At 70.3% G+C, this 13154-nt stretch carries 14 protein-coding genes; 7 read left to right on the forward strand and 7 right to left on the reverse strand.

Features of this window, described 5'->3' with window-relative positions:
* Nucleotides 1–208: 208 nt before the first annotated feature.
* A complete protein-coding gene (gene queA / locus ALA01S_RS15525) occupies nt 209–1255 on the reverse strand; it encodes a tRNA preQ1(34) S-adenosylmethionine ribosyltransferase-isomerase QueA (RefSeq protein WP_066337886.1) in 1047 nt (348 codons plus the stop codon).
* A 68-nt stretch (nt 1256–1323) separates the two neighbouring features.
* Here queA and recG point away from each other — a divergent pair, with 68 nt between their 5' ends.
* Nucleotides 1324–3402, forward strand: a complete 2079-nt coding sequence (gene recG, locus ALA01S_RS15530) for an ATP-dependent DNA helicase RecG (RefSeq protein ID WP_066337887.1) — start codon at nt 1324–1326, stop codon at nt 3400–3402.
* 31 nt (nt 3403–3433) lie between these two features.
* On the opposite strand, the gene ALA01S_RS15535 is transcribed toward recG, so the two are convergent.
* Genes ALA01S_RS15535 through panB form a run of 3 tightly spaced genes read right to left on the reverse strand, consistent with a single transcriptional unit; the run spans nt 3434 to nt 5477 of the window.
* Complete coding sequence (locus tag ALA01S_RS15535) at nt 3434–3814, reverse strand: antibiotic biosynthesis monooxygenase family protein (protein ID WP_066337889.1); 381 nt, start codon at nt 3812–3814, stop codon at nt 3434–3436.
* A gap of 4 nt (nt 3815–3818) precedes the next feature.
* On the reverse strand, nt 3819–4646 hold the full coding sequence (gene panC / locus ALA01S_RS15540; protein ID WP_066337890.1) for a pantoate--beta-alanine ligase: 828 nt from the start codon (nt 4644–4646) through the stop codon (nt 3819–3821).
* A 27-nt stretch (nt 4647–4673) separates the two neighbouring features.
* Nucleotides 4674–5477, reverse strand: coding sequence for a 3-methyl-2-oxobutanoate hydroxymethyltransferase (gene panB, locus ALA01S_RS15545; RefSeq protein WP_066337892.1), 804 nt, complete (start codon nt 5475–5477; stop codon nt 4674–4676).
* Nucleotides 5478–5543: 66 nt separating this feature from the next.
* Here panB and ALA01S_RS15550 point away from each other — a divergent pair, with 66 nt between their 5' ends.
* From ALA01S_RS15550 to ALA01S_RS15560, 4 genes are all read left to right on the forward strand, one after another.
* The gene (locus ALA01S_RS15550) at nt 5544–6467 is read left to right on the forward strand and encodes a LysR substrate-binding domain-containing protein (RefSeq protein ID WP_066337893.1); all 924 of its coding nucleotides are present in this window, start codon (nt 5544–5546) and stop codon (nt 6465–6467) included.
* A gap of 144 nt (nt 6468–6611) precedes the next feature.
* On the forward strand, nt 6612–6746 hold the full coding sequence (locus tag ALA01S_RS35215) for a hypothetical protein (protein WP_259375523.1): 135 nt from the start codon (nt 6612–6614) through the stop codon (nt 6744–6746).
* 82 nt (nt 6747–6828) lie between these two features.
* Nucleotides 6829–7308, forward strand: a complete 480-nt coding sequence (locus ALA01S_RS15555) for a Dps family protein (RefSeq protein WP_066337895.1) — start codon at nt 6829–6831, stop codon at nt 7306–7308.
* A gap of 158 nt (nt 7309–7466) precedes the next feature.
* Nucleotides 7467–9095, forward strand: a complete 1629-nt coding sequence (locus ALA01S_RS15560; protein WP_066337897.1) for a peptide chain release factor 3 — start codon at nt 7467–7469, stop codon at nt 9093–9095.
* Between the two features lie 15 nt (nt 9096–9110).
* Here the strand turns inward: ALA01S_RS15560 and ALA01S_RS15565 are convergent, their stop codons facing one another.
* Nucleotides 9111–9551, reverse strand: coding sequence for a hypothetical protein (locus ALA01S_RS15565; protein ID WP_084267608.1), 441 nt, complete (start codon nt 9549–9551; stop codon nt 9111–9113).
* A 130-nt stretch (nt 9552–9681) separates the two neighbouring features.
* Here ALA01S_RS15565 and ubiA point away from each other — a divergent pair, with 130 nt between their 5' ends.
* Entirely contained in the window at nt 9682–10593 is a 912-nt protein-coding gene (gene ubiA / locus ALA01S_RS15570; RefSeq protein ID WP_066337898.1) for a 4-hydroxybenzoate octaprenyltransferase, read from the forward strand.
* Between the two features lie 45 nt (nt 10594–10638).
* Here the strand turns inward: ubiA and ALA01S_RS15575 are convergent, their stop codons facing one another.
* Complete coding sequence (locus ALA01S_RS15575) at nt 10639–11151, reverse strand: chorismate--pyruvate lyase family protein (RefSeq protein ID WP_066337899.1); 513 nt, start codon at nt 11149–11151, stop codon at nt 10639–10641.
* Nucleotides 11148–11960 carry a pyrroline-5-carboxylate reductase gene (gene proC / locus ALA01S_RS15580; RefSeq protein WP_066337901.1) on the reverse strand — a complete coding sequence of 271 codons (813 nt, stop codon included), beginning with the start codon at nt 11958–11960 and terminating at the stop codon, nt 11148–11150. The genes ALA01S_RS15575 and proC overlap by 4 nt, the downstream gene beginning before the upstream one ends.
* A gap of 179 nt (nt 11961–12139) precedes the next feature.
* On the opposite strand from proC, the gene ALA01S_RS15585 reads away from it, so the two are divergent.
* On the forward strand, nt 12140–13154 hold a 1015-nt coding region (locus ALA01S_RS15585; RefSeq protein ID WP_066337903.1), incomplete at its 3' end, for a Glu/Leu/Phe/Val family dehydrogenase.

Here is a 13154-nt window from a genome sequence, read left to right on the forward strand (position 1 = left end):
ACACGGTACGCGGCGCAAGAGGTGGCAATTTGACTGACATCAATGTCGCTGGCGCTTTTGCCAGGCTGGAGCAACCGCAGCGTGACCCCTGCAACAGGGCTGCTCCAGGCCGGAGCAGCATGCAAAAACCGGGCAAGGGGCCTTGACGTCAAGCCGCGGCCCGCCCTGCGCCGCCGGCCGGCGGCTTGCCGGCCGCGGTGCCGTATTTTCAGCGCCGGCGCTGCAGCACCATGGCGTCGCCGTAGCTGAAGAAGCGGTAGCGCGCCTCCACCGCGTGGCGGTAGAGCGCCCGCACATGCTCATGGCCGCTGAAGGCGCTGATGAGCATGAGCAGCGTGCTCTTGGGCAAATGGAAATTCGTGACCAGCAGGTCCACCACGCGGAACTCGAAACCCGGGGTGATGAAGATGTCGGTCTCGCGCGCGCCGGCCTGCAACTGGCCGCCGACGGCCGCGGACTCCAGCGCGCGCAGCGTGGTGGTGCCCGCCGAGATCACGCGCCCGCCCGCGGCCCGCGTTTCGCGAATGGCGGCCACCGTCGCCTCGCTGACCTCGAACCACTCGCTGTGCATGCGGTGCTCGGCCAGGTTCTCGCTGCGCACGGGCTGGAAGGTGCCCGCGCCCACGTGCAGCGTGACGCTGGCGCTGCGCACGCCACGGGCTTTCAAGGCGGCGAGCACGGATTCGTCGAAGTGCAGCGAGGCCGTGGGCGCGGCCACGGCGCCCGGGCGCGCGGCGAACACGGTCTGGTAGCGCTGGGTGGCCTGCGCCTCGTCGGCCTCGGTGATGTAGGGCGGCAGCGGCACGTGGCCGTGGCGCTCCAGCAGGGTGAGCGGGTCGCCGGGGAAGCGCAGGTGAAAGAGCGATCCGTCCACCCCGCCGCGGCCCAGCACCTGGGCCTCGAAGCCCTGGGCCAAGTCGTCGCCAAAGCGCACCACGCTGCCCGGCTTGGGCGACTTGCTGGCGCGCAGGTGGGCCAACACCTCGTTGTCGGGAAGCAGCCGCTCCACGAGCGCCTCCACCGCGCCGCCGGTGGACTTCTCGCCGTACAGCCGCGCCTTGATCACGCGCGTGTCGTTGAACACCAGCAGGTCGCCGGGCATCAGCAGCGAGGGCAGCTCGCGAAAGCCGCGATCCACCGGCAGCGGGCCGCGGCCGTCGAGCAGCCGGGAACCACTGCGCTCGGCCGCCGGATGCTGGGCGATGAGCTCGGGGGGCAGGAAGAAATCGAAATCGCTGAGGGTGTAGGTCGTCATGGCACAGGCTGTACCGGCCTGGGAGAGGCGTGGAATGAGCATGGAATGGGAGAAGGCAGAATTGTTCCATGCCAGTCACCGCCGAGTCCGTTCCTTTGCCGCAACGCCCTGCGCCGTCTGGGCGTTCGGCCAGCCCGGCAGGCAAGGCCATGATCAAGCTGGGCCTGGTGCGCGACATCGACCTGGCGCTGCACCTGCCCCTGCGCTACGAGGACGAGACCCGCATCACCCCCATCGCCCGCGCCCGCGAGGGCGACAACGTGCAGGTCGAAGGCATCGTCCGCCACGCCCAAGTGGAGCTGCACCCGCGCCGCCAACTGGTGGTGCGCATGTCCGACGCCAGCGGCGAGCTCACGCTGCGCTTCATTCACTTCTACGCCACGCAGCAGAAGCTGCTCGCGCCCGGCGCCCGCGTGCGCGTGCGCGGCGAGGTGCGCGGCGGCTTCTTCGGCCGCGAAATGGTGCACCCGGTGTTTCGCGCCGTGGAGGCCGACACGCCGCTGGCCACCTCGCTCACGCCCGTCTACCCGGCCAGCGCGCAACTGCCGCAGGCGTATTTGCGCAAGGCCGTGGTGTCGGGGCTGGCGCGCGCGCCGCTCAACGAGATCCTGCCGCCGCAGGTGCTGCCCGCGGGCCTGCCCACGCTGCGCCAGGCGCTGGACTTCCTGCACCACCCGCCGCCGGACGTGAGCATGGCCACGCTGGAGGACCACAGCCACCCGGCCTGGCAGCGGCTGAAATTCGAGGAGCTGCTGGCACAGCAGATCAGCCAACTGCAGGCGCAGCGCGAGCGCGCCAAGCTGCAGGCGCCCTCCCTCGTGGCGCGCGAGGACGGTTTACGCCAGCAACTGCTGGGGCAACTGCCCTTCGGCCTGACCGGCGCGCAGCAGCGCGTGGTCGACGAGATCGCCGCCGACTTGGCGCTGGGCCAGCCCATGCACCGCCTGCTGCAGGGCGACGTGGGCTCCGGCAAGACCGTGGTGGCGGCCCTGGCCGCGGCGGTGGCCATGGACGCCGGCTGGCAATGTGCGCTGATGGCGCCCACCGAAATCCTGGCCGAGCAGCATTTCCGCAAGCTCATCCAGTGGCTGGAGCCCTTGGGCGTGGGCATCGCCTGGCTCACCGGCAGCCGCAAGGGCAAACAGCGCCAGCAGATGCTGGAGCGCGTGGCCAGCGGCGAGGCGAAATTGGTGGTGGGCACGCACGCCGTCATCCAGCAGGACGTGCATTTCGCCCGGCTGGGCCTGGCCATCGTGGACGAGCAGCACCGCTTCGGCGTGGCGCAGCGGCTGGAGCTGCGCAAGAAGCTCGCGCTGGAGGCGCTGGAGCCGCACCTGCTGATGATGAGCGCCACGCCCATCCCGCGAACCCTCGCGATGACCTACTACGCCGACCTGGACGTCAGCACCATCGACGAGCTGCCGCCGGGCCGCTCGCCCATCGTCACCAAGGTCTTTGCCGACACGCGGCGCGAGGAGGTGATCGCCCGCATCGCCGACGAGGTGGCCAACGGCCGCCAGGCCTACTGGGTGCTGCCGCTCATCGAGGAAAGCGAGACGCTGGACCTGCGCAACGCCACCGAAACCCATGCCGAGCTGCAGGACGCCCTGCCCGGCGTGAAGGTGGGCCTGCTGCACGGGCGCATGCCCGCGGCGGACAAGGCGGCCGTGATGGCGGCGTTCTCGGCGGGCGCCATGGGGTTGCTGGTGGCCACCACGGTGATCGAAGTGGGCGTGGACGTGCCCAACGCCAGCCTGATGGTGATCGAGCACGCCGAGCGTTTTGGCCTGTCGCAACTGCACCAGTTGCGCGGCCGCGTGGGCCGCGGCGCGGTGGCCAGCGTCTGCGTGCTGGTCTACACGGGCCCGCTGTCGCAGACGGGCAAGTCGCGCCTGCGCGCCATGGCGGAAACGACGGACGGGTTCGAGATTGCCCGGCGCGACCTGGAAATCCGCGGCCCCGGTGAATTCATGGGCGCGCGTCAGAGCGGCGACGCCTTGTTGCGCTTCGCCGATCTGGTGCAGGACGCGGCGCTGCTGGAGCGGGCGCGGCGCGTGGCGCCCAAGCTGCTCGACCAGTTCCCCGACGCGGCCCAGGCCCACGTGGCGCGCTGGCTGGGCAGCAAGGCGGAGTTCCTGAAGGCGTGAGCCCCCGGCCCCGCCGGGCCGGCGCCGTCGTTCAGGCCCCTGGCCGCCCCGGACAGCCGGGACCGCCCGCGATGGCGTGCGCCAGCTTGCCGTCGCCATAGGCGTGCAGCACCTGCGCCACCACCACCTGGTAGCCCGCCAGCCAGCGGCCCTGCCGGGCCTTGGCCTCCAGGTGGCGGGGATGCTCCATCAGCGCGCGCAGCGCCTCCAGGGAGCTCCAGTAGTACACGTTGCAAAGCTGCCCCGTGGCCGCGTTCTCCCAGGACTCCTCGCCCAAGTAGCCGGGAATGGACTTCGCGGCCTGCGCGATGGCCGCGTCCAGGCGGTGGAATTCCTCGTCGTACTCGCCCTTGGCGAAGGTGAACGTCGAGGTGTAGAGGGCCGCAGCGGCCCCGGGCGAGCCGGGCGCCATGGCGTCAGATCTCCACGTTGTCGATCAGCCGCGTCTTGCCCAGCTTGGCCGCGGCCAGCACCACCATGGGCTCCTGCAGGCTTTGCGGCTCCAGCAGGTCGGCCTGGCGGCGCACGACCACGTAGTCGGGCTGCCAGCCGCGGCGCTGCAGCGCGGCCATGGCCTCGCGCTCCAGGGTGTGGGCGTCGCTGCCGCTGTCGCGCACGGCGCGCGCCATGGAGTCCAGCAGCCGGTGCAGCTCCACCGCCTCGGCGCGCTCGGCCGGGCTCAGGTAGCCGTTGCGCGAGGACAGCGCCAGGCCGTCGGCGGCGCGGCAGGTCTCGCCGGCGACGATCTCCACCGGCAGCGCCATCTGCCGCACCAGGGCCTTGATCACGAGCTGCTGCTGGTAGTCCTTCTTGCCGAAGTAGGCCGCCGCGGGCTGGACGATGTTGAACAGCTTCAACACCACCGTGCACACGCCGGTGAAGAAGCCGGGGCGGAAGTGCCCTTCCAGGATGTCGGCCAGCTCGGACGGCGGCTGCACCTTGAAGGCCTGCGGCTCGGGATACAGCTCGGCCTCGTCCGGCGCGAACACGACGTCGCAGCCCGCGGCCTCCAGCATCGCGCAGTCGGCCTGCAGGGTGCGGGGGTAGCGGTCGAAATCCTCGTGGGGGCCGAACTGCAGCCGGTTGACGAAGATGCTGGCCACCACCGGGCGCCCCGAGGCCTTGGCCTGCCGCACCAGCGCCAGGTGGCCCTCGTGCAGGTTGCCCATGGTCGGGACGAACGCCGGGCGCGGCCCCTGGGCCAGCGCGGCGCGCAGTTCGGCAATGCCGTGCAGCACTTGCATGTTCTCAGCCTCTCCTCGTTGTTTTGGTCAATAGCCGTGCAGGGCGTCGTCGGGGAAACGGCCCGCCTTCACCTCGCGCACGTAGTCGCGCACGGCAGCCTCGACGCTGGGCGCGCCTTCCATGAAATTGCGGACGAAGCGCGGCTTCTTGCCGCGCGTGATGTCCAGCATGTCGTGAAGCACCAGCACCTGGCCGCTGCAGCCCGGGCCCGCGCCAATGCCTATCGTCGGGATGGGCAGCGCCTGCGTGATCTCGCGCGCCAGCTCGGAAGGCATGAGCTCCAGCACCACCATGGCCGCACCCGCCTCGGCCAGCTCACGCGCGTGGCGCTTGAGCGTGGCAGCCGCCTCGCCGCTGCGGCCCTGCACGCGCCAGCCGCCCAGGGCGTGCACCGCCTGCGGCGTCAGGCCCAGGTGGGCGCACACCGGAATGCCGCGATCCACCAGCGCGCGCACCAGCGGCGCCGTCCAGCCGCCGCCTTCGAGCTTGACCATGTGGGCGCCCGCCTGCATCAGCGCCACGGCGCTGCGCACGGCCTGCGCCTCGCCCTCGTGGTAGCTGCCAAAGGGCAGGTCCGCGATGACCCACGCCGTGCGGTTGCCGCGCGCCACGCAGCGCGTGTGGTAGGCCATCTCCTCCAGCGTCGCCGGCAGCGTGCTGGGCTGGCCCTGCAGCACCATGCCCAGCGAATCCCCGATCAGTAGCATCTCCACGCCCGCGGCATCCAGCACCTGGGCAAAGGCGGCGTCGTAGCAGGTGAGCATCGTGAGCTTCTCGCCGGCGGCGTGCAGCTCGCGCAAACGGTGCAGGGTCAGGGGCTTGCGGTCCATGATGTTTCCACTCCATGCCGGCGCATGGCTCGCGCGGGCGGGCCGGGATTTGAGCACAATCCCGGGATGACCCTGACCGAACTGCGTTACATCGTGGCCGTGGCCCGGGAGAAACATTTCGGCCGCGCCGCCGAGGCCTGCTTCGTGTCACAGCCGACGCTGTCGGTGGCCATCAAGAAGCTGGAGGAAGAGCTCGACGTGAAGCTCTTCGAGCGCGGCAGCAACGAAGTGAGCGTCACCCCGTTGGGCGAGGACATCGTCCGCCAGGCCCAATCCGTGATCGAACAAGCCGCCGCCATCAAGGAAATCGCCCGCCGCGGCAAGGACCCGCTCAGCGGCCCGCTGCGCCTGGGCATCATCTACACCATAGGCCCCTACCTGCTGCCGGAGCTGGTGCGCAACGCCATCGCGCAAACGCCCCAGATGCCGCTGATCCTGCAGGAGAACTTCACGGCCAAGCTGCTGGAGATGCTGCGCACCGGCGAGCTGGACTGCGCCATCATGGCCGAGCCCTTCCCCGACACGGGCCTGGCCCTGGCGCCGCTGTACGACGAGCCCTTCGTCGTGGCCGTCCCGAAAAGCCACCCGCTGGCCGAGCGCCGGGCCATCAGCGCCGAGGAGCTCAAGCAGGAAACCATGCTGCTGCTGGGCACGGGCCACTGCTTCCGCGACCACGTGCTGGAGGTCTGCCCCGAGTTCGCCCGCTTCTCCAGCAACACCGAGGGCATCCGCAAGAGCTTCGAGGGCAGCTCGCTGGAGACCATCAAGCACATGGTGGCCTCGGGCATGGGCATCACCGTGGTGCCGTCGCTCTCGGTGCCGCGCGAGCCCAACAACCTGGTGAAGTACGTCCCCTTCCAGGCGCCGGTGCCCTCGCGCCGCGTGGTCCTGGCCTGGCGCCGCACGTTCACGCGCTACGAAGCCATCGCCGCGCTGCGCAACGCGGTCTATGCCTGCGAGCTGGACGGCGTCACGCGGCTGAGTGCCTGAGCCGGCGGCAGGCCGGCGATGGCAGGACTATCGCCGCTTTAGGCTATTTAAATGGCATTCATGATAGCCAGACACTATCATTCTTCCCATGCCATCGCGCTTGAAAGTCTGGCGCGACACCCAGGCCCAACGAGGAGAACCGCCATGCAACGAGCCGCCACCGCCCTGCAAGCCCAAGATGCACAGCGCCTGCGCCGCGCCGTCGGCTGGACGGTCTTCGTGGCCGGCGCGCTGCACGGCTTGTCGCAGGCACTGCCTTTGCTCACGCGCGGCTTCTGAATTTTTCCGCCGCGGGTCTGCCACAAGGTCTGGCTGCTGCGGCATCCCTCGCCGTCTCGCACAACGCCACCAGGAGAAGCACATGCCCTCGCCCATCAACATCGGCATCAGTGAAGAGCACCGCGCCGCCATCGCCGGCGGCTTGAACAAGCTGCTGGCCGACACCTTCACGCTCTACCTGAAGACGCACAACTTCCACTGGAACGTCACGGGGCCGATGTTCAACACGCTGCACACCATGTTCATGACGCAGTACACGGAGCTGTGGAACGCGGTGGACCCGATTGCCGAACGCATCCGCGCCCTGGGCCACACCGCGCAGGGCTCCTACGCGCAGTTCGGCCAAGCCGCCACGGTGGCCGACGCCCCGGCGCAGCCGCCCAAGGCGCTGGAGATGGTGCGGCAACTGGTGGAAGGCCACGAGACCGTGGCCCGCACCGCGCGCGAGCTCTTCCCCATCGCCGACGAGGCCGGCGATGAGCCCACGGCCGACCTGCTCACCCAGCGCCTGACCATCCACGAGCAGACCGCCTGGATGCTGCGCTCGCTGCTGGAAGAGTGATTCCGGGCTGAACGGCCCTGGGCGGCCCCGCCCGGGGCGGCAGCCCTGCACGGCGCGGCGGCGCCGGCAATGACCGCTTGCGGCCAAGACCCGGCGCCAGCACCGATAATTGAGGGTTTTCCTTCACACGGGCGGTCGGGTTTGCGGCCGCAAGCCGCATGTCCGCCGATCTGCTTTCCCAGGTGCGCCGCCGCCGCACCTTCGCCATCATTTCCCACCCCGACGCGGGCAAGACCACGCTCACCGAGAAGCTGCTGCTGTTCTCGGGCGCCATCCAGATCGCCGGCTCGGTCAAGGCGCGCAAGGCCAGCCGCCACGCCACCTCGGACTGGATGGAGATCGAAAAGCAGCGCGGCATCTCGGTGGCCTCCTCGGTCATGCAGATGGAGTACCGCGACTGCGTGATCAACCTGCTCGACACCCCGGGCCACCAGGACTTCTCGGAAGACACCTACCGGGTGCTGACCGCCGTGGATGCGGCGCTGATGGTCATCGACGCCGCCAACGGCGTGGAACCGCAGACCCGGCGCCTGCTGCAGGTCTGCCGCGCGCGCAACACGCCCATCCTCACCTTCGTCAACAAGATGGACCGCGAGGTGCAGGAGCCGCTGGCGCTGCTGGACGAGATCGAGCGCGAGCTGGGCATGTCGGTGGTGCCCTTCACGTGGCCCGTGGGCATGGCCAAGCATTTCGGCGGCGTGCTGGACCTGCGCCGCGACCAGATGCGCGTGTTCTCCCCCGGCGAGGACCGCCACCACGACGACGACGAGATCATCGACGGCGTGCACAACCCGGCGCTGGCGCAGCGCTTCGGCATGTCCTACGAGCAGGCCGAGGGCGAGATCGAGCTGGTCCAGGAGGCCGCGCCGTCCTTCGACGAGACCGAATTCCTCGCCGGCCGCCAGACGCCCATGTTCTTCGGCTCGGCCATCAACAACTTCGGCGTCAAGGAAGTGCTGGACGCCCTGGTGGAGCTGGCCCCCGCGCCGGGCTCGCGCATGGCCATACAGCGCGAGGTGCAGCCCGAGGAGCCCAAGTTCACGGGCGTGGTGTTCAAGATCCAGGCCAACATGGACCCGGCGCACCGCGACCGCATCGCCTTCCTGCGCGTGGCCAGCGGCCACTTCGAGCGCGGCATGCGTTTGAAAGTCGTGCGCTCCGGCAAGGAGCTGCGGCCCAACTCGGTGGTGAGTTTTCTTTCGCAGCGCCGCGAGCTGCTGGACGAGGCCTTCGCCGGCGACATCATCGGCATCCCCAACCACGGCGTGCTGCAGTTGGGCGACACCATCACCGAGGGCGAGGCGCTGCAGTACACGGGCCTGCCCTTCTTCGCGCCGGAAATGTTCCGCGCGGTGGAAGTGGCCGACCCGCTCAAGACCAAGCAGTTGCGCGCGGGCCTGACGCAGCTGGGCGAGGAAGGCGCGATCCAGGTGTTCCGCCCCGCGGCCGGCTCCGTGCTGCTGCTGGGCGCCGTGGGCCAGCTTCAGTTTGAAGTGGTGGCGCACCGCCTGGAGCATGAATACGGCGTGCGCGCCCGCATACAGCCCGTGCGCTACAACGTGGCGCGCTGGGTGACCTGCCCGGATGAGAACGGCGGCGCCAAGGAACTGCAGCGCTTCATAGACCACAACGCCCACCGCGTGGCGTTCGATGCCGTGGACGCGCCCTGCGTGCTGCTGGAATACGCCGGTGAGCTGCGCGCCATGCAGGACAACTGGCCCAAGATCAGGTTCCACGCGCTGCGCGAGCACGCGGGCCTGATGTTCCAGCAGCGGCTGGATGCGTGAGGCGCTTGGGCGGACTCAGCGCTCCGCCTGGGGCCTGTCCTCCCGGATCGCCTGGCTCACGTCCGCGCGCGTGAGGCCCCAGCGCAGCAGCAGGTAGTCGAACAGCACGCGCTCGCTCTCCTGCACGCGGCCGTCGGCGGTGATGGCAGCCGCCCCGAGCCGCGCCACCAGCAGCCGCTTGGCCGGGTCGCGCACGGCCTGCAGCTCGGCTTCTATGAGCGCCTGCTCCGACAGCGACAGCCACGGCCGCGCCTGCAGCCGCTCGCCCAACTCTTCGCACAAGTCGCTGGCCACGCGCATGAACTCGGCGCGCTCCAGGCCCAGCCGGCCAAAGGCGTCCAGCTCATCCAGCATGGCCAGCTCGCGCGGGTCCAGCTTGGTGTCGGCCACGATCAGCAGGGCGATCAGCCGGGCCATGGCCTGGGGGCTGTCGATGTCGCGGTCATTGAGGGACATGGCGGCTCTCCTTGAGGTGTGAGGGATAAAAGGCCCCCGTGCGCGGCCTGGGCTCACCGGGGCACACCCGCCGTGGAGCAAGCCCCGTGCGCCGGAGTTCCCTGCGGCGGCCGCGCGAAAATCCGCCGCCATGAGCACGCATGCCGTTCCCACCCCTTCCCGCCTCACGCTGTACCTGGACCTGATTCGCTGGAACCGCCCCGCCGGCTGGCTGCTGCTGCTGTGGCCCACGCTCTCGGCGCTGTGGATGGCGGCCGACGGCTTTCCCGGCTGGCACCTGCTGGCGGTGTTCGTCCTGGGCACCATCCTCATGCGCAGCGCCGGCTGCTGCGTCAACGACGTGGCCGACCAGGAATTCGACCGCCATGTGAAACGCACGGCGCAGCGACCCATCACCCGCGGCGCCATGGGCACGCGCGAGGCGCTGCTGGTGGGCGCGGCGCTGGCGCTGCTGGCGTTCTTCCTGGTGCTCACCACCAACGCGCCCACCATCGCGCTGTCCTTCCCGGCCCTGGCCATCGCCATTGCCTACCCATGGGCCAAGCGGCTGGTGTCCATGCCGCAGGCGGTGCTGGGCGTGGCATTCAGCTTCGGCATTCCCATGGCCTTCTCGGCGGTACTGGGCGGCAGCGACTGGCACTTGGCCGCCATCGCCGACGCCGTGCCCTGGCACGCTTGGGCGCTGCTGATCTCGAACCTGTTCTGGGTGCTGGCCTACGACACCGAGTACGCCATGGTGGACCGCGACGACGACATCCGCATCGGCATCAAGACCTCGGCGCTGACGCTGGGCCGTTTCGACGTGATCGGCGTGACGGCCTTTTACCTGCTGCACCTGGCGAGCTGGGCCGCCATCGGCCTTTACCTCGGCCTGGGGGCCTGGTTCCTGGCCGGTATCGCCGCCGCGCTGGCGCAGGTGGCCTGGCACTGGGGCCTGATCCGCCACCGCACGCGTGAAGGCTGCTTCAAAGCCTTCCGGCTCAACCACTGGCTGGGGTTCGCAGTGTTTGCCGGGACGGTGGTGGATTTGGCGCTGCGCTGAAAAGCCGCGCCCACGCGTCCCGGTTGGAGCGAGGCGTGAGGGGCGTTACCGGCCGCGACGGCAGGCCGGCAGCGACGGCGCAAACGCCTCGTAGACCCGCAATTTCACCCCGTGCCGGACGAACACCGAGCTGCGCCCGGCCACTACCGCGCCGCCCCAGTGACCGCCGGTGAAGGCCTGCCAATCGCGCCGGACCCGCCCGTGCCCTTCGCCGCCGCGGCACCAGCGGTGCGGTTTCAAGGGCGAGCGCGCCACGCGCGGGTCATCGAACAGCAACTGACCGAGCGGCCGCGTGCCCAAGCCGCCCAGCGCCCGCCAGGGGCCCGCAAGAGAGCGTGCCGGCGCCACGCTGCGCGCCCACACCAGCGGCTGCCCATCCACGAGCAGGATGACTTCACGCACCAGGAAGCGCCCAACGCCCAGCTCGCGCCGCTCTTCGCGCAGCAGCGGCGCCACGCGCTGGCGCAGCGTCTGCACCTCGAAGTGCTTACCCAGTTGCTTGAGCCGGGCCGTCAGCGAGCCCGGCGCGCGCTGCCAGCGCCCAAGCGCCAGGCTCACGCCCGGCCGAACTCGTCGCCCAGCTCGCGGGCGCGGGTCTGTGCGGCCTGCAGCGCGCGGACGAAGGCGTCGCGAACGCCGTCCTTTTCCAGCGAGGTCAGCGCCGCGTAGGTGGTGCCGCCCTTGGACGTGACGCGCTCGCGCAGCACCGCGGGGCTCTCGTCGGACTGCTGCGCCAGCGCCGCCGCGCCGGCCACGGTGGCCAGCGCCAGCTCGCGGCCCTGCGCGGCGGTGAGGCCCATCTGCTCGGCCGCGGCCATCATGGCCTCCACCACGTAGAAGACGTAGGCGGGGCCGGAGCCGGAGAGCGCCGTCACGGCGTCCAGGTCGGATTCCTGGTCCACCCACACCGTGCGGCCCGTGGGCGCCAGCAGCGCGTCAACTTCCGCCTTTTGCGCATCGCTCACGCCGGGACGGGCGTAGAGGCCGGCGATGCCCTGGCCGATCAGCGCCGGCGTGTTGGGCATGGCGCGCACCACGGCCTGGCTGCCCGTGGCCTGGACGATGGCGTCGCTGCGTATGCCCGCCATCACGCTGAGCTGCAGCGCGCCGTTGATGCGCCCGGCGCAGGGCGCGGCGGCTTCCTTGAACAGCTGGGGTTTCACCGCCCACACCACGATTTGCGCCTGCGACAGCGCCGGCGCCGCCGCGGGCAGCGCCACCACGCCGAAGGTCTGCAGCAGCTTCACGCGCTGCGCCTCGAAGGGCTCCACGACCAGGATGGACGAGGCCGGACGGCCGGACTGCAGCAGCCCGCCGATGAGGGCGCCGGCCATGTTGCCGCCGCCGATGAATGCAACTGTGCTCATCCGGAAAGTGTAGGCGGGCCGCGCAGCCCGCCGGCCCGGGCACGGCGGCTGCCCGCGGGGCGCGCGAGCCTGGCACGTCTTGCCAAGCTTTTCGCTCCTGGGAGGCCTACAGTGCCCTTGACGGCCCAAGAGAAAGCGCCGCCGGGCACAACGTCCAACATGAGAGGAGAGCACTCGCCATGTCCATGAACCTGTCCTACGTGAATCCCACGGCCGACAGCCCCTGGGGCACCTACCTGTCGCAGGTCGAGCGCGTCACGCCCTACCTGGGGCACCTGGCACGCTGGGTGGAGACGCTCAAGCGGCCCAAGCGCGCCCTCATCGTGGACGTGCCCATAGAGCTGGACGACGGCACCGTCGCGCACTACGAGGGCTACCGCGTGCAGCACAACCTGAGCCGCGGCCCCGGCAAGGGCGGCGTGCGCTACCACCCCAGCGTCACGCTGGAGGAAGTCATGGCGCTGGCGGCATGGATGTCCATCAAGAACGCCGCCGTCAACCTGCCCTACGGCGGCGCCAAGGGCGGCATTCGCGTGGAGCCCAAGCAGCTCTCGCGCAAGGAGCTGGAGCGCCTCACGCGCCGCTACACCAGCGAGATCGGCCTGATCATCGGCCCGCAGCAGGACATCCCGGCCCCGGACGTCAACACCAACGCCCAAGTCATGGCCTGGATGATGGACACCTACTCCATGAACACCGGCGCCACCGCCACCGGCGTGGTCACGGGCAAGCCCATCCACTTGGGCGGCTCGCTGGGCCGGGTGAAAGCCACCGGCCGAGGCGTGTTCGTCACCGGGCGCGAGGCGGCACGGCGCATCAACCTGCCGCTGGACGGCGCGCGCGTGGCCGTGCAGGGCTTCGGCAACGTGGGCTCGTCGGCGGCGGAGCTGTTCGTCCAGGCCGGCGCCAAGGTCGTCGCCATCCAGGACCACACGGGCACCCTCTACAACGGCGGCGGCATCGAGTTCGCCGATCTCATGCCGCTGGTGCAGCGCCAGGGCTCCATCGCCGGCTTCACCGGCGCGGAGGCGATGGCCGACGAGGACTTCTGGGACGTGGACTGCGAGATCCTCGTCCCCGCCGCGCTGGAGGGCCAGATCACCCCAGCACGCGCCCAGCGCCTGAAGGCGAAGCTGGTGCTGGAAGGCGCCAACGGGCCGACGCTGCCCTCGGCCGACGACGTGCTGGCCGACC

The sequence above is a fragment of the Azohydromonas lata NBRC 102462 genome, assembly GCF_001571085.1.
In the GTDB taxonomy this organism is placed as follows: domain Bacteria; phylum Pseudomonadota; class Gammaproteobacteria; order Burkholderiales; family Burkholderiaceae_C; genus Azohydromonas; species Azohydromonas lata.